This window comes from Kitasatospora sp. NPDC091276 (assembly GCF_040684355.1).
Taxonomy (GTDB): domain Bacteria; phylum Actinomycetota; class Actinomycetes; order Streptomycetales; family Streptomycetaceae; genus Kitasatospora.
In genome coordinates this window covers 164,214-179,769 of sequence record NZ_JBFBFU010000004.1, presented here as the reverse complement: position 1 = coordinate 179,769, position 15,556 = coordinate 164,214, and the positions used below count along the sequence as shown (strand labels likewise).

The 15,556-nt window shown below is 72.3% G+C and carries 16 protein-coding genes; 1 reads left to right on the top strand and 15 read right to left on the bottom strand.

The genetic code is table 11. The features are described 5' to 3' along the window. Window positions 1–40 precede the first annotated feature (40 nt). The 15 genes from AB0O19_RS06775 to pgsA all read right to left on the bottom strand — a co-directional run bounded on the left by AB0O19_RS06775 (window position 41) and on the right by pgsA (window position 13,251). Complete coding sequence (locus AB0O19_RS06775) at window positions 41–592, bottom strand: adenine phosphoribosyltransferase (RefSeq protein ID WP_363618246.1); 552 nt, start codon at window positions 590–592, stop codon at window positions 41–43. Between the two features lie 25 nt (window positions 593–617). Further along, entirely contained in the window at window positions 618–1,715 is a 1,098-nt protein-coding gene (gene secF / locus AB0O19_RS06770; RefSeq protein ID WP_363618244.1) for a protein translocase subunit SecF, read from the bottom strand. A 4-nt stretch (window positions 1,716–1,719) separates the two neighbouring features. Beyond that, a complete protein-coding gene (gene secD, locus AB0O19_RS06765; protein ID WP_363618499.1) occupies window positions 1,720–3,420 on the bottom strand; it encodes a protein translocase subunit SecD in 1,701 nt (566 codons plus the stop codon). A 237-nt stretch (window positions 3,421–3,657) separates the two neighbouring features. Continuing rightward, window positions 3,658–4,065, bottom strand: a complete 408-nt coding sequence (gene yajC, locus AB0O19_RS06760) for a preprotein translocase subunit YajC (RefSeq protein ID WP_363583076.1) — start codon at window positions 4,063–4,065, stop codon at window positions 3,658–3,660. Between the two features lie 259 nt (window positions 4,066–4,324). Continuing rightward, window positions 4,325–5,401, bottom strand: a complete 1,077-nt coding sequence (gene ruvB / locus AB0O19_RS06755) for a Holliday junction branch migration DNA helicase RuvB (RefSeq protein WP_363618242.1) — start codon at window positions 5,399–5,401, stop codon at window positions 4,325–4,327. Window positions 5,402–5,447: 46 nt separating this feature from the next. Further along, complete coding sequence (ruvA, locus tag AB0O19_RS06750; RefSeq protein ID WP_063346808.1) at window positions 5,448–6,059, bottom strand: Holliday junction branch migration protein RuvA; 612 nt, start codon at window positions 6,057–6,059, stop codon at window positions 5,448–5,450. Beyond that, entirely contained in the window at window positions 6,056–6,598 is a 543-nt protein-coding gene (gene ruvC, locus AB0O19_RS06745; protein ID WP_363618240.1) for a crossover junction endodeoxyribonuclease RuvC, read from the bottom strand. Before ruvC ends, ruvA begins: the two co-directional genes overlap by 4 nt. Window positions 6,599–6,763: 165 nt before the next feature. After that, the gene (locus AB0O19_RS06740; protein ID WP_363583070.1) at window positions 6,764–7,522 is read right to left on the bottom strand and encodes a YebC/PmpR family DNA-binding transcriptional regulator; all 759 of its coding nucleotides are present in this window, start codon (window positions 7,520–7,522) and stop codon (window positions 6,764–6,766) included. Window positions 7,523–7,602: 80 nt separating this feature from the next. Continuing rightward, entirely contained in the window at window positions 7,603–8,220 is a 618-nt protein-coding gene (pdxT, locus tag AB0O19_RS06735; RefSeq protein WP_063350971.1) for a pyridoxal 5'-phosphate synthase glutaminase subunit PdxT, read from the bottom strand. 90 nt (window positions 8,221–8,310) lie between these two features. Continuing rightward, a complete protein-coding gene (gene pdxS / locus AB0O19_RS06730) occupies window positions 8,311–9,222 on the bottom strand; it encodes a pyridoxal 5'-phosphate synthase lyase subunit PdxS (RefSeq protein ID WP_063346811.1) in 912 nt (303 codons plus the stop codon). A gap of 128 nt (window positions 9,223–9,350) precedes the next feature. Beyond that, on the bottom strand, window positions 9,351–9,851 hold the full coding sequence (locus tag AB0O19_RS06725) for a hypothetical protein (protein ID WP_363618497.1): 501 nt from the start codon (window positions 9,849–9,851) through the stop codon (window positions 9,351–9,353). A gap of 74 nt (window positions 9,852–9,925) precedes the next feature. Then, window positions 9,926–10,291 carry an isomerase gene (locus AB0O19_RS06720; protein ID WP_363583066.1) on the bottom strand — a complete coding sequence of 122 codons (366 nt, stop codon included), beginning with the start codon at window positions 10,289–10,291 and terminating at the stop codon, window positions 9,926–9,928. A gap of 84 nt (window positions 10,292–10,375) precedes the next feature. Next, window positions 10,376–11,560 (bottom strand): glycosyltransferase family 4 protein, encoded by a 1,185-nt coding sequence (locus AB0O19_RS06715; RefSeq protein WP_363618238.1) that lies wholly within the window; start codon window positions 11,558–11,560, stop codon window positions 10,376–10,378. Window positions 11,561–11,600: 40 nt separating this feature from the next. Further along, on the bottom strand, window positions 11,601–12,587 hold the full coding sequence (locus tag AB0O19_RS06710; protein WP_363618236.1) for a phosphatidylinositol mannoside acyltransferase: 987 nt from the start codon (window positions 12,585–12,587) through the stop codon (window positions 11,601–11,603). Window positions 12,588–12,603: 16 nt separating this feature from the next. Next, entirely contained in the window at window positions 12,604–13,251 is a 648-nt protein-coding gene (pgsA, locus tag AB0O19_RS06705) for a phosphatidylinositol phosphate synthase (protein WP_363583060.1), read from the bottom strand. 255 nt (window positions 13,252–13,506) lie between these two features. Between pgsA and AB0O19_RS06700 the strand changes: the two genes are divergently transcribed. After that, window positions 13,507–15,555: an elongation factor G-like protein EF-G2 gene (locus AB0O19_RS06700; RefSeq protein ID WP_363618234.1), complete on the top strand. Its 2,049-nt coding sequence runs from the start codon at window positions 13,507–13,509 to the stop codon at window positions 15,553–15,555. The last annotated feature ends 1 nt before the right edge of the window (window position 15,556 follow it).

Here is a 15,556-nt window from a genome sequence, read left to right as displayed (position 1 = left end):
GCGGTCGGATGATCCGACCGCCGCCCTTCGTTCAGGTCCCTCAGACCGTGACCAGCGTCTCCAGCGGGGCGCCGTTCAGGTGCCCGGACAGCCGTTCCCGGCCGTCCAGGAAGCCCAGCTCCATCAGCACCACGACGCCCACCAGCTCGGCGCCGGCCTCCTTCACCAGGTCCAGCGAGGCGCCGATGGTGCCACCGGTGGCCAGCACGTCGTCCACCACCAGCACCCGCTCACCGGGCGCGAAGGCGTCGCACTGCACCTCCAGCGTCGCCGAGCCGTACTCCAGCTCGTACGAGCGCCGGAACACCTCGCCGGGCAGCTTGCCCTGCTTGCGGATCGGCACGAAGCCGAGCCCGGCCGCGAAGGCCGCCGGAGCCGCCAGCACGAAGCCGCGCGCCTCCAGGCCCACCACCTTGGTCGCCCCGAGCTCCCGCGCCCGGTCCGCCAGCGCCCTGGTGAGGGCGCCGAAGGCCTCGGCGTCGGCCAGCAGCGGCGCGATGTCCTTGAACAGCACACCCGGCTTCGGGTAGTCCGGGACGTCCCGGATCCGGCTGTTCAACAGCTCGGCCAGTGCGGTGTCGGCGGTGGTCACGGCGTGTCCTTACGGTCGGGTCGGTTCAGCGCTTGGTGGACGGACGGCCCTTGGCACGCGGGGTGCCGGCCGCCCGGCCGCGCTGACCGACCATACCCGCAGGCAGGTCCTCGTCCGCGATCTCCTCGTCCGCCGGCACCTCGCCGGCGGCCTTGGCAGCGGCCGCGGCCCGGTGCTGCAGGACCCTCTTGCGCAGCGCCTTCATCTCCGGCTGCTCCTCCTTGAGCTGCGCCAGCAGCGGGGTGGCGACGCAGATCGACGAGTAGGCACCGGCCGCGAGGCCGATGAACAGCGCCAGCGAGATGTCGTTCAGCGTGCCGGCGCCCAGGATGCCGCCACCGATGAACAGCAGCGCGGCGACCGGGAGCAGGGCGACCACGGTGGTGTTGAGCGAACGCACCAGGGTCTGGTTGAGGCCCGCGTTGGCCGCCTCGCTGTAGGTGCGCTTGTTCTGCTTGGTGAGGTCCTTGGTGTTCTCCTTCACGGTGTCGAAGACGACGACCGTGTCGTAGAGCGAGTACCCGAGAATGGTCAGGAAGCCGATCACCGTACCCGGGGTGACCTCGAAGCCCACCAGGGCGTACACGCCGATGGTGATCAGGAGGTCGTGGATGAGGGCGACCAGGGCCGCCACCGCCATCCGCCACTCGAAGGCGATCGCCAGGTAGACCGTCACCAGGACCATGAAGATGATCAGGCCGGTGAGTGCCTTCGAGGAGATCTGCTTGCCCCAGCTGGGGCCGATCACCTGGGCCTCGACGGTGTCCAGCGGCACGCCCAGCTTCTCGGAGAGCTGAGCGCGGATCTCGTCCGAGCTCTTCGACTCCTCGGTGCTGACCTGGATGCGGATCTTGCCGTTGTCGGTCGACTGCACCAGCGGGTGCGAGGAGACGATCTGGTTGGACGTCTCCTGCGCCTGCGAGACGGTCAGCCCCGGCTTGGCCACGGTGTAGACCGAGCCGCCCTTGAACTCGATGCCCAGGTGCAGGCCCATCGCCAGACCGATCGCCGCGATCAGCACGATCACGCCGGAGATGGAGTACCAGAGCTTGCGGCGCCCGACGAAGTCGAAGCTGACCTCGCCCTGGTAGAGCCGGTGTCCCAGATTGGAGAAGCGTGACACGGTGTCAGGCCTCCTTCACGGCGGCAGAGGAGGGGCTACGACGACGGCTGCTGCGCAGCGGCGGGCGGGCGCCCAGCCGCTTCGGGTCCAGGCCGGACCACGGGTGACCGTTGGCGAAGAACTTGCGCCGGGCCAGCAGCGTGATCACCGGCTTGGTGAAGAGGAAGATCACCACGACGTCCAGCGCGGTCGTCAGTCCCAGGGTGAACGCGAAGCCCTGGACCTTGCCGACCGAGACCACGTAGAGCACGGCGGCACAGAGGAAGGACACGAAGTCCGAGACCAGGATGGTGCGCCGGGCGCGCGGCCAGGCCCGCTGGACCGCCGGGCGCAGCGGGGCGCCCTCGCGGACCTCGTCGCGGATGCGCTCGAAGTAGACGATGAAGGAGTCGGCGGTGATGCCGATCGCGACGATCGCACCGCAGACCGCGGGCAGGTTCAGCGCGAAGCCGATCCCCGCGCCGAGCAGGCTCATGATCGAGTAGGTCAGGGCCGCCGAGACGAGCAGACCGGCGATCGAGACCAGGCCGAGGCCGCGGTAGTAGACCAGCGAGTAGAGCACGACCAGCAGCATGCCGATCGCGCCGGCGACCAGACCGGCCTCGAGCTGGTCGCTGCCGAGCGCCGGGGAGACGGTGGTGATGTCGCTCTTGCTGAACTCCAGCGGCAGGGCGCCGTAGCCCAGCACGTTGGACAGGTCCTGCGCCTCGGCCTGGCTGAAGCGGCCGGTGATCACGGCGCTGCCGCCGGGGATCACGTTCTTGACCTCGGGGTGCGAGACGACCTGGTTGTCCAGCACGATCGCGAACTGGTTGTTCGGCGGGGTCTGGGTGGCGAGCTGGCCGGTGACCTTGGTGAAGGCGTCGGTGCCGGCGCCGTTGAACTGCAGCTGGACCTGCCAGCCGGCACCCGTCTGGGTGTCGAGGCTCGGCTGCGCCTTGGAGACGTCCGAGCCCTTCACGGCGACGGGGCCGAGGGCGAGCTTCTCGTAGTAGCCGTTCTCGGGCTTCTGCGAGCAGGCGACGACGGCCTTGTCCTCGGGGCCGGTCTGGGCCGCGCGGACCTCAGGCTTGGTGCAGTCGAGGGCGGTGAAGGCCGCGGCCAGCTCCGGCGGCACGGTGCCCTGGGTCATCGCGGCGCTGACGTCCGCGGCGCTGGGCGGGGTGGCGGGCGCGGACGGCGTGGTCGCGGCGCTCGGGGCGGTGCTCGCGCCCGTCGCGGCGGCGCTCGGGCTGGCGTCGGCGGCCAGCGCCTCACCGGCCGGGCGGCCCTGCTTGGTGCCGCTCGCGCTGGGCGTGCCGGACGCGCTCGCGCCGGGCGAGGCGGTGGACCCGGCGGACGGGGCCGCGCTCGGGGTGCCGGTGGCCGAGGGGGAGCCGGTGGGCGCCGGCGGCGTGAAGCCGCTGGGCGCCACCGCCAGGACCGGGCGGAAGAACAGCTTGGCGGTGGTACCCACCTGGTCCGCCGCGTTCTGCTGGTTGCCGCCCTTGGGGATGTTCACGATGATCGTGTTGTCGCCCTGGGTCTGCACCTCCGCCTCGGAGACACCCATGCCGTTGACGCGGCGCTCGATGATCCCGGTGGCGATGTCCATGTTGGACTTGGTGATCGCCTTGGGGTCTGTCGACTTCGCGGTCAGCGTGATGCTGGTGCCACCGGCGAGGTCGATTCCGAGCCGGGGCTTGGTGTGGCCCGTCCCGAACATGAGGGCGACCAGTCCGACGGTGACGACCAGGATGAGGGCCAGCGCCCGCCCTGGGTAGCCGTCGCGCGGGCGCGACTTGGGTGTTGCCACCTTGCTCGTTTCTCCCTGTCCATGCCACTCCCCCCAACCGGACCCCCGTCCGGCTTGTGGCGGGACGGGGGCATGGCGGTTCTGCGGCCCTGAGGTCCTGTGGGCTCGCGGCACTGGGCCGCGCGGCCGGGCTGGTGCCCGACCGTACTACTTGCTCGCGGGAGCCCCGCCCTCGACGTCGCCCTTGGCGCCGCCGTCCTTGGTGAGCGTCAGCGGCTTGTCCTCGACCGGCTCGGCGTCGGCGTCCTCGGCCTCCGGCTCGGCCAGCTCGTCATCGGCGGGGCGACCGTTGATGATCGCGTCGTACTCCTGGGGGTCCAGGACAGCGGCGATCGCGCTCTTGGTGAAGTGGGTGACCACGCCGGGCGCGATCTCCAGCTCGATGGTCTCCTCGTTGACCGCCTTCACCTGGGCGTACAGGCCGCCGATGGTGCGCACCCCCGCCCCTGGCTCCAGCGAGGTCTGCATCTGCTGCATCTGCGACTGGCGCTTCTTCTGCGACCGGAACATGAGCACGATCGCGATGATCGGGAGGAGAAGGATGATGAAGTTCACTGCAGCCAGGGTCCTTTACGGGCCGCCGACCGGCGGCCTGTGTGGTATTGGTCGGCCCGTCAGGTGAGCGGGGCGGTCCGGCGGAGTCTAGGCGACCCCGAACTGATCGGACAACGCCAAGCATCGCATCCTGCCGCCGAAAGTGGCGACCCTCCGCCTGCACAGTTTCCCCGGACTTCGCCCCCGGCTCGCACGCGGGCCGCTCACCGGGGTGGCGCATCGGACGCCTCCCGGGAACCGGCGGGCGGCGATCACCCGTTCAGCCCTCGTCGGCCCGGAGGAGTTCGGATTGCGCGGGCACGGCGCCCCGGGTGGTCTGGACCGGCGGGGTCAGCCCGAGGTGCTGCCAGGCCGCCGCGGTGGCGATCCGGCCGCGCGGGGTCCGGGCGAGCAGGCCCTCGCGGACCAGGAAGGGCTCCGCCACCTCCTCGACCGTCTCGGACTCCTCCCCCACCGCGACCGCGAGAGTCGACAAACCGACCGGTCCGCCGCCGAACAGCCGCAACAGCGCGGTCAGCACCGCGCGGTCCAGCCGGTCCAGACCGCGGGCGTCCACCTCGTAGACGTCCAGCGCCCGGGCGGCGATCTCCGCGGTGACCTGGCCGTCGTGGCGCACCTGCGCGAAGTCGCGGACCCGGCGCAGCAGCCGGTTGGCGATGCGCGGCGTCCCCCGCGAGCGGCCGGCGATCTCGGCGGCGCCGGCCGGGTCGATCTCCACGTCCAGCAGGGTGGCCGATCGGCGCACCACCCGTTCGAGCTCGGCCGGGGCGTAGAACTCCATGTGCCCGGTGAAGCCGAAGCGGTCGCGCAGCGGGGGCGGCAGCAGGCCGGCCCGGGTGGTGGCGCCGACCAGGGTGAAGGGCGGCAGTTCCAGCGGGATGGCGGTGGCGCCCGGGCCCTTGCCGACGATCACGTCGACCCGGAAGTCCTCCATCGCCATGTAGAGCATCTCCTCGGCCGGACGGGACATCCGGTGGATCTCGTCGAGGAAGAGCACCTCGCCCTCGGCGAGCGAGGAGAGGATCGCCGCGAGGTCCCCCGCGTGCTGGATCGCCGGACCGGAGGTGATCCGGATCGGGGCGCCCAGCTCGGCGGCGATGATCATGGACAGGGTGGTCTTGCCCAGCCCGGGCGGCCCGCTGAGCAGCACGTGGTCGGGCGCGCTGCCGCGCTTGCGGGCCGCCTGGAGCACCAGGGACAGCTGCTCGCGCACCCGCTCCTGACCGATGAACTCGTCCAGCAGCTTGGGGCGCAGCGCCGCCTCGACCGCCTGGTCCTCCCCGTCGGCGGCGGCCGTCACCAGCCGGTCGCCCGGGTCCGAGTCGTACGGACTCATCAGCACATGCTCCAAAGTCGACAAGAGGACAGATCGCCAGATGGCTTTAGCGGGATCGGTTGAGGCCGCGCAGGGCGAGCCGGAGCAGTGCGCCGACGTCCGGCGTCTGCTGGGCCTCCGCCTCGGGGGTGACGGCCACGACCGCCTCGTCCGCCTCGCGCGGAGCGTAGCCGAGACCGGTCAGCGCCGAGTGCAGCTGCTCGCTCCAGGGGGCCGGACCGCTCGCGATCGGCTTCTGCGCCGGCACCGCGCCGTGCGGGGCTCCCAGCTTGTCCTTGTACTCCAGCAGCAGCTTGGCGGCCTTCGCCTTCCCGATGCCGGGCACGGCCACCAGCGCCTTCTCGTCGCCGCCGGCCACCGCGGCCCGCAGCGCGTCGGGGCTGTGCACCCCGAGGATCGCCTGCGCCAGCTTCGGGCCGACGCCCGGCGCGGCCTGGAGGATCTCGAAGACGGCGCGCTCGTCGTCGTCCGCGAAGCCGAACAGGGTCAGCGAGTCCTCCCGGACCACCAGCGAGGTCGCGAGCCGGGCGGGCTCACCCAGCCGGAGCCCGGCCAGCGTGTTCGGCGTGCACTGCACGGCCATGCCGACCCCGCCGACCTCGACCACGGCGAGTCCGGAGGAGATGGCCGCCACGGGCCCTTGCACGAAGGCGATCACCGGCTGCTTCCTTTCAGGGGGGTGGCGCGGGCCGCCCGTACCGCGGCCTCCAGGCGGTTGACCGCCCCGCCGCGCCAGATGTGGCAGATGGCCAGCGCCAGCGCGTCGGCGGCGTCGGCGGGCTTGGGCGGGGCGTCCAGCCGCAGCAGGCGCTGCACCATGGCCGTGACCTGCGCCTTGTCGGCCCGGCCGGAACCGGTGACGGCGGCCTTGACCTCGCTCGGGGTGTGCAGGGTGACCGGGATGCCGCGCCGGGTGGCGCAGAGCATCGCGACCGCGCTGGCCTGGGCGGTGCCCATCACCGTCCGGACGTTGTGCTGGGCGAACACCCGCTCGACGGCGACCAGCTCCGGCTCGTGCTCGTCGAGCCAGGCCTCCATGCCCTGCTCCACCAGCAGCAGCCGCCGCCCGATCTCGTCCTCGGCGGGGGTGCGCACCACGCCGACCCCGACCATCCGCAGCGGCCGCCCCGGCGCACCCTCGACCACGCCGATCCCGCACCTGGTCAGCCCCGGGTCCACGCCCAGTACCCGTACCACAGCCCCGCCTCTCGTTGGTCGCCGCCCGCCTCCGGGCGCTCCGGCCCGGGCCCGCCCTCCGGCCCACGGCGGGCGACCTGCGAAGGCTACCGTCCGGGTCCGACAGCGCCCGCAAAGACACCGGCCCGGCGGTCGGAAGACCGCCGGGCCGGGGAGTGAGAACGATCACTCGGCGTCGAGCTGCGCACCGACCTCGTCGGAGATGTCGAAGTTGGCGAAGACGTTCTGCACGTCGTCGCTGTCCTCCAGCACGTCGATCAGCTTGAGGATCTTGCGGGCGCCGTCGACGTCCAGCTCGACCTGCATGCTCGGGAGGAAGTTGGCCTCGGCCGAGTCGTAGTCGACGCCGGCGTCCACCAGCGCGGTGCGCACGGCGACCATCTTGGCGGCCTCGGAGACGATCTCGAACGAGTCGCCGAGGTCGTTGATCTCCTCGGGCTCCTGGTCGAGGACGACCTCGAAGAGCTTGTCCTCGTCCACGCCGTCAGCCTTGGGGACGATCACGACGCCCTTGCGGGTGAACAGGTACGACACCGAGCCCGGGTCGGCCATCGAGCCGCCGTTGCGGGTCATCGCGACGCGCACGTCGGAGGCGGCGCGGTTGCGGTTGTCGGTGAGGCACTCGATCAGGACGGCGACGCCGTTCGGGCCGTAGCCCTCGTACATGATGGTCTGGTAGTCGGCGCCGCCGGCCTCCAGGCCGCCACCGCGCTTGACGGCGCGGTTGATGTTGTCGATCGGGACCGAGCTCTTCTTCGCCTTCTGGATGGCGTCGTAGAGGGTCGGGTTGCCGGCCGGGTCGGGACCGCCGGTGCGCGCCGCCACCTCGATGTTCTTGATCATCTTGGCGAAGAGCTTGCCGCGCTTGGCGTCGATCACGGCCTTCTTGTGCTTGGTGGTAGCCCACTTAGAGTGGCCGGACATTCGCCAGCTCCTTTACGTCGCCAAAGGGAAATGAAACAGATGAGATCTTACCGGTGTCGTCACCGGAAAGGCGCACACGGTCAGCGCCGCCCCAGGTGCTCCTCGACCATCGCGACGAAGTAGGCGTGCACGCGGTGGTCGCCGGTGAGCTCCGGGTGGAAGGAGGTCGCCAGCAGGTTGCCCTGGCGCACGGCCACGATCCGGCTCTCCGGACCGTCCGCGGCGGGCAGCTCGGCCAGCACCTCGACACCCGCGCCGACGCCCTCGACCCAGGGGGCCCGGATGAAGACGCCGTGCACCGGCGCGTCGCCCAGGCCCTCGAAGGCGACACCGGACTCGAAGGACTCGTTCTGGCGGCCGAAGGCGTTGCGGCGCACGGTCATGTCGATGCCGCCGACGGTCTCCTGGTCGTCCCGGCCGTCCAGGATCTTGTCGGCCAACATGATCATTCCCGCGCAGGTGCCGTACACCGGCATCCCGGCGGCGACCCGCTCGCGCAGCGGGTCCATCACGCCGAACAGCAGCGCCAGCTTGGACATGGTGGTGGACTCCCCGCCGGGGATCACCAGCGCGTCGACCTCGGCCAGCTCCTCGGCACGGCGCACCGGGCGGGCGAGCGCGTCGGCCTCGGCCAGCGCGACCAGGTGCTCGCGGACGTCACCCTGGAGGGCGAGGACGCCGATGACTGGAGTGCTCACGGTCTTCAACCTCGTTAGATCGTTCTACGGATGTACGTGACGCGGCCCGCCGCGCGCCGAGGCGCTGCGACGGGCCGGCACAGGGGGCGACTACCAGCCGCGGTTGGCGTAGCGCTCGGTCTCCGGCAGGGTGTCGCAGTTGATGCCGACCATGGCCTCGCCGAGGTTGCGGGAGGCGTCCGCGATGATCTTCGGGTCGTCGAAGAAGGTGGTGGCCTTCACGATGGCGGCGGCGCGCTTGGCCGGGTCGCCCGACTTGAAGATGCCCGAACCGACGAAGACGCCCTCGGCGCCGAGCTGGCGCATCAGCGCGGCGTCGGCCGGGGTGGCCACGCCACCGGCGGAGAACAGCACGACCGGCAGCTTGCCGAGCTCGGCGACCTCCTTGACGAGCTCGTACGGGGCGCGCAGCTCCTTGGCGGCGGCGTACAGCTCGTTGTTGTCGAAGCCGCGCAGCTTGGCGATCTCGTTCTTGATCTGGCGCAGGTGGCGGACGGCCTCGACGACGTTGCCGGTGCCGGCCTCGCCCTTCGAGCGGATCATGGCCGCGCCCTCGGCGATGCGGCGCAGGGCCTCGCCCAGGTTGGTGGCGCCACAGACGAAGGGGGTGGTGAAGGCCCACTTGTCGGAGTGGTTGACCTCGTCGGCCGGGGTCAGCACCTCGGACTCGTCGATGTAGTCGACGCCGAGCGACTGGAGGACCTGGGCCTCGACGAAGTGACCGATCCGCGACTTGGCCATCACCGGGATGGAGACCGCCTCGATGATCTCCTCGATCATGTTCGGGTCGGACATCCGGGCCACGCCGCCGTCCTTGCGGATGTCGGCCGGAACCCGCTCCAGCGCCATGACGGCCACCGCGCCGGCGTCCTCGGCGATCTTGGCCTGCTCGGCGTTGACCACGTCCATGATCACACCGCCCTTGAGCTGCTCGGCCATGCCGCGCTTCACCCGGGCGGTACCGATCTGCGGCTGGTCTGCGGTGGTGGGGGTGGTGGACACGTGAGACCTCACTCGAAGATGAACCAGTGCTATCGCCCTATGGTAGGCGGAACGGGTGACGCAACCATGCGCCACCAAGTCCAGCCCGGACGACGGGATGCGACAAACGGGCCGTATCCGAGCACAGCCTAGGCGGGTGCCCCTTCGGGCGTGAGCGCGGGCGGCGGGGCATCGTCCATCTCGAACGCCAGCGGGAACGGGGCCTTCCCCGCCAGCCGGAAGTACCGCACCAGACGGTGCTCGCGCACCGCCCGGGCCGCCCGCACCGCGTCGTTGTGGAACCGGCGCGCCATCGGCGCCCGGCGCACCGCCGCCGTCAGGTCGCGCACCGCGTCCCCGCCGCCCGGCTCCGCCACCAGCGCCGCCACCTGCTCCGGCTCGGCGAACACCGCCCGCAGCGCCAGGCTCAGCTGGCTCTCCGCCACCTCACGCTGGTCGTCCTCGGCCTGCCGGGCCGCGTGCGCCGCGTCCAGCAGCAGCAGCGAGGCCGCCGGGTCCAGCAGCGAGGACGTGGCCAGCTCCATCGCCACCGAGGCCCGGCGGACCAGCTGCGCGTCCAACGCGGCCCGCGCGGCGTCGATCCTGGCGTGCAGCCGGTCCAACCGACCGGCCGTCCAACTCAGGTACATGCCGAAGAGCACCACGGCCACGCCGGCCCAGATCCAGGTAGTCACGGGGCGCAACGCTACCGGGTGTCACCGGCTCAGCCCTCCGCGCTCGCGCTCCGGTAGGACCCGCGGTCGATGTCGGAGACGTTCACCGCGGTGTGCAGCCGGGTGCCCGGAGCCGGCGCGACGTGCTCCGCCAGCAGCGCCAGCACGCCCTCGCTGAGCGCCGCCTTCGCCTCCGGCGTACGGCCCGGGAAGATCTGGAACTCGACGTACACCTGCGCGGCGGCCCCCTCGCCCTCCCCCACCACGAAGTCGTCGTTCTGCCGGAACAGCGTCTTGCACGCCTCCGGCTTCGCGTCGATCGTCCCCACCGCGAGCCGGTTGATCGCCACGCCCAGCGCCCGGCGGTCGAAGGAGCCGGCCAGGCTCGGCGAGTAGTCGACGGAGATCTGCGGCATCGGTGCCCCCATGCGTCGTGCCCGAATACGGTCGACCGACCCTAACGCCGCCGACACCCCGGAAAAGTCCCGGGCCCGCCGGGCTCAGTCCCGGGCCAGCCCGAACCGGCCGCGCCGGCCGCCGCGCACGTCCTCCTCGACCACCGCCGCGGCCCCCGCCGCCACCGTCTCGTACACCGCCAGGATGTCCGCGCCGACCGTCGACCAGTCGAACCGCCGCACGTACCGCGAGGCGGCCTTGCTCAGCTCCCCCAGCCGCCCCGGATCGCCCAGCAGCCGCAGCGCCGCAGCGGCCAGCGCGTCCGCGTCCTCCACCGGGAACAGCTCGCCCGCCTCCCCGCCGTCCAGCACCTGCTTGAACGCGTCCAGGTCACTGGCCAGCACCGGGGCGCCCGCCGACATCGCCTCGACCAGGATGATCCCGAAGCTCTCGCCACCGGTGTTCGGCGCCACGTACAGGTCCACGCTGCGCAGCAGCCGGGCCTTGTCGCGGTCGCTCACCATGCCGAGGAACTCCACCTGACGGCGGACCTCCGGCGCCAGGCCGGCGACGGCCTCCTCCTCGTCCCCCTTGCCCGCCACCAGCAGCCGCACGCCCGGCCGCTCGGCCAGGATCTTCGGCAGCGCCGCCAGCAGCGTCGGCAGGCCCTTGCGCGGCTCGTTGATGCGGCCGACGAAGCCGATCGTGCCCGGCTCGCCGGCCGCCGCACCGCCGCACCAGCGCTCATCCGGCTCGGCGTCCGCGAAGAAGCCGACGTCCACGCCGTTCGGGATCACCACCGCGTCGCCGCCCAGGTGCTCCACCAGCGTCCGCCGGGCGTACTCCGACACCGCGATCCGGGCCCGCATCTTCTCCAGGCCGGGCTGCAGGATCGGCGAGGCCGCGATCATCGCCCGCGAGCGCGGGTTGGAGGTGTGGAACGTCCCCACCATCGGCCCGGACGCCGACCAGGCGGCCAGCATCGACACGCTCGGCGCGGCCGGCTCGTGCACGTGCAGGATGTCGAACCGGCCCTCGTGCAACCACCGCCGCGTCCGCGCCGCCGACAGGACGCCGAAGCTCAGCCGCGCCACCGACCCGTTGTACGGCACCGCCACCGCCCGCCCGGCGCCGACCACGTACGGCGGCAGCGCCTCCTCGTCCTCGGCCGGCGACAGCACCGAGACCTCGTGGCCCAGACCGATCAGGTGCTCGGCCAGGTCCCGGATGTGGAACTGCACCCCACCGGGGACGTCCCAGTCGTACGGGCAGACGATGCCGATCTTCACGGGTTCCTCATGCTCCTTCGGGTACTCCTGCTGGCCGGGATCAGGACCCGGAGGCCTCGGCCGCCGGCTCGCCGGCCGGCTCCGGCGCGGCCGCCCGGGCCGCCTCGGAGTGCGGCGCGGCCGCCTCCTCCACCGTCTCACGGACCGGGAGGTCGGCCAGCCAGAACCGCTGCAGCATGTGCCAGTCCTCGGGGTGCTCGCGGATCGCCTCCTCCCACACCCGCGCCAGCGCCTGCGTCATCACCTGCGTCCGCTCCTTGCGGTCGCCCTCCTGCGGCACCGGCACCTCGGGGTGGATCCGCGCCCGCATCACCGGGCCGTCGTACCAGAGCGTCACCGGCAGCAGCGCCGCCCCGGTGCGCTGGCACAGCGCCGCCGGACCGGCCGGCATCCGGGTCGCCTCCCCGAAGAACGACACCTCCACGCCCGCCTCCGAGAGGTCCCGGTCCCCCACCAGGCAGACCAGCCGGCCCTCGCGCAGCCGCCGCGCCAGCGTGCCGATCACGTTCGCCCCGCCCCCGGTCAACGCCAGGACCTCCATGCCCTGGCCCTCCCGGAACTCCACGAACCGGTCGAACAGCCGCTCCGGCTTCAACCGCTCCGCGACCGTGGTGAACGGGAAGCCCAGCTGCGCCACCCAGGTGCCCGCCAGGTCCCAGTTGCCCATGTGCGGCAGCGCGATCACCGCGCCCCGACCGGCCTCGATCGGCGCGCGCAGGTTCTCCAGACCCTCCGACCGGACGTCCCGGGCCACCCGCTCCCTGCTCCAGACCGGCAGCCGGAACGACTCCATCCAGTACCGCAGGTACGAGCGCATCCCGACCCGGGACAGCGCCCGCAGGCCCGCCTCGTCCAGTCCCGGACGGACCCGGCGCAGGTTCGCCTCCAACTGGAGCACCCGCTTGCCCCGCCGGCGCCAGGCGTAGTCCGCCAGTCGGTCGAACAGGCCCCGCGCCACCCGCTCCGGCAGGTGCTTCAGCACCGCCCAGCCCAGCGCGTACGCCCAGTACACCAGTCGGTCCGTCACCGCAGGACGCCCCCCATCAGCTCCCGGCCGCCGCTCGGTCGGCCTCGAACGCCTCCCGGCGCACGGTCAGCATGCGCTGGAACACCGTCACCAGACTGCCCACCGCCACCAGCCACAGCGCCACCGGCAGCAGCCACTCCACGTACGGCACCCCGAACTTGTGCAGACCCGCGACCCCGGCCGCCACCAGGCTGGCCACCAGCCGCTCGGCCCGCTCCACCAGCCCCGACACGTCGCACGGCAGTCCCTGGCTCTGCGCCCGCGCCTTGGTGTACGACACCACCAGCCCGCTCGCCAGGCAGCAGATCGCCACCGCGCACAGCAGGTTGTCGTCACCCTTGCCCGCGTACCACATCGCCAGACCACCGAAGATCGCCGCATCCGCGACCCGGTCCAGCGTGGAGTCCAGGAACGCCCCCCACCTGGTGCTCCGGCCCAGCTGGCGGGCCATGTTCCCGTCCACCAGGTCCGAGAAGATGAACAGCGTGATCGTGATGGTGCCCCAGAAGAACTCCCCGCGGGGGAAGAACACCAGCGCACCGGCCACCGAACCGGCCGTACCGATCAGCGTCACGGCGTCCGGGCTCACGCCCAGCCGGATCAGGAACGCGGCGAACGGGGTCAGAACACGTGTGAAGAAGGCACGCGCGTATTTGTTGAGCATGGCCTTCCCGACCGCTCCGATCTCCCTGGTACCCGCCTGGCGCAACACGCGCGGCAGACGGCCGGACGGATCAGCCCGTCCGGCCCACCCATCGTAGCCAGGCCGGAGGCACGCTCCGTCGCACGCACCGCCCGACGACACCCCGGCCACGTCCCACACACGGACGGTCACCGCCCACCCGTACGACACGCGCCGCCGCAGCACCCGCACCTACACTTTCGAAGGACAGCCCCGGCGCGACGGGAGGAGACCCCGATGCCCGACCGCAGCACGGCACGAGCCGCCCAGGCACCCGCCGTCACCGCCCCCCGGGACCTGCGCAACGTCGTCCTCATCGGCTCCAGCGGTGTGGGCAAGACCACGCTCGCCGAATCCCTCGCCCTCGCCGCCGGCGCCACCGGCCGGGCCGGTCGCGTCACCGACGGCACCACCGTCTCCGACCACGAGGACATCGAGCACCACCAGCAGCGCTCCGTCCAGCTCTCGCTGCTCCCACTCGAATGGAAGGGCGTCAAGATCAACCTGATCGACCCGCCCGGCCACCCCGACTTCACCGCCGACCTGCGCGCCGCCCTGCACGCCGCCGACGCCGCCGTCTTCGTCGTCTCCGCCACCGACCCCGTCACCGCCCCCACCCGCGCACTCTGGCGCGAGTGCGCCGCCGAAGGCATCCCGCGCGCCATCGCCGTCGCCAAACTCGACCTCGCCCGCACCGGCTTCGACGACATCCTCACCGCCTGCCACGACGCCTTCGACCTGGGCCCCGACACCCTCCGCCCGCTCTTCCTGCCCGTCCTCCACGACGGCCGCCCCGACGGCAGCGTCGACCTGCTCACCGGCGACACCTACGGCCGGGCCGCCCCGCTGCCCGACACCGGGCCGGCCCACGACAGCCTCGTCGAGGCCATCTCCGGCCAGGACGACACGCTCATGGAGCGCTACCTCTCCGGCGACACCCTCGACACCGACGCCCTCGAAGCCGGCCTGCGCCGCGAAGTCCTCAGCTGCGCCCTCCACCCCGCCGTCCCCACCAGCGAGAACGGCCTCGGCGCCACCGAACTCCTCGACCTGATCGTCCACACCTTCCCCGACCCCGGCGAACGCACCCGCCCCGCCCCCGACTGCGACCCCGACGCCCCGCTCGCCGCCCAGGTCGTCCGCGTCACCGGCGACACCTACGTCGGCCGGATCAGCCTGCTGCGCCTGTACGCCGGCACCCTGCGCCCCGACACCCGCATCCACCTCGCCGGCCCCGCCCACAGCGCCGACCAGAACGGCGACGAACGCGTCACCGCCCTCAGCAGCCCCTTCGGCAAGCTCCAGCGGCCCGTCCCGCACGCCGTCGCCGGCGACCTCGTCTGCATCGCCAAGCTCACCACCGCCCGCGCCGGCGACACCGTCCACGACCCCGGCCACCCCGTCGACCTCGACGGCTGGACCCTCCCCGAGCCCCTGCTCCCGATCGCCGTCGAAGCCCACAGCAAGGCCGACGACGACAAGCTCTCCCAGGCCCTCACCCGCCTCACCGCCGAGGACCCGGCCCTACGCCTCGAACAGAACCCCGACACCCACCAGCTCGTCCTCTGGTGCACCGGCGAGGCCCACGCCGAGGTCGTCCTCGACCGCCTGCGCACCCGGCACGGCGTCCACGTCGACACCGTCGAACCCCAGGTCGCCCTCCGCGAGACCTTCGGCACCGCCGCCGTCGGCCACGGCCGGCTCGTCAAGCAGTCCGGCGGCCACGGCCAGTACGCCATCTGCGACCTGGAGGTCGAACCCCTCCCGGCCGGCTCCGGCTTCGAGTTCCAGGAGCACGTCGTCGGCGGCGCCGTCCCCAAGCACTTCATCCCCTCCGTCGAGAAGGGCCTGCGCGCCCAGCTCGCCAAGGGCGTCGCCACCGGCCACCCGCTCGTCGACGTCCGGGTCACCCTCACCGACGGCAAGGCCCACTCCGTGGACTCCTCCGACGCGTCCTTCCAGGCCGCCGCCGCCCTCGCCCTGCGCGACGCCGCCGAGCACGCCGTCATCCGGCTGCTCGAACCCGTCGCCGCCGTCACCGTCCTGCTGCCCGACGACTACCTCGGCGCCGTCCTCGGCGACCTCTCCGCCCGCCGCGGCCGCGTCCTCGGCACCGAGACCGGCGGCCCCGGCCTGACCCTGCTGCGCGCCGAGGTCCCCGAACTCGAACTCGTCCGCTACCCGGTCGACCTGCGCTCACTCACCCACGGCACCGCCGAGTTCTCCCGCGCCTACCTGCGCCACGAACCCATGCCGACCGCCCTGGCCACCCGCTACACCGACTGAG

Excerpts from the sequence above, each read along its gene's own strand:
- AB0O19_RS06740 (WP_363583070.1), bottom strand. The coding sequence starts at position 7,522 with ATGTCCGGCCACTCTAAGTGGGCTACCACCAAGCACAAGAAGGCCGTG.
- secD (WP_363618499.1), bottom strand. The coding sequence starts at position 3,420 with ATGTTCGGGACGGGCCACACCAAGCCCCGGCTCGGAATCGACCTCGCC.
- AB0O19_RS06700 (WP_363618234.1), top strand. The coding sequence starts at position 13,507 with ATGCCCGACCGCAGCACGGCACGAGCCGCCCAGGCACCCGCCGTCACC.
- AB0O19_RS06725 (WP_363618497.1), bottom strand. The coding sequence starts at position 9,851 with ATGTACCTGAGTTGGACGGCCGGTCGGTTGGACCGGCTGCACGCCAGG.
- ruvB (WP_363618242.1), bottom strand. The coding sequence starts at position 5,401 with ATGAGTCCGTACGACTCGGACCCGGGCGACCGGCTGGTGACGGCCGCC.
- pgsA (WP_363583060.1), bottom strand. The coding sequence starts at position 13,251 with ATGCTCAACAAATACGCGCGTGCCTTCTTCACACGTGTTCTGACCCCG.
- AB0O19_RS06720 (WP_363583066.1), bottom strand. The coding sequence starts at position 10,291 with ATGCCGCAGATCTCCGTCGACTACTCGCCGAGCCTGGCCGGCTCCTTC.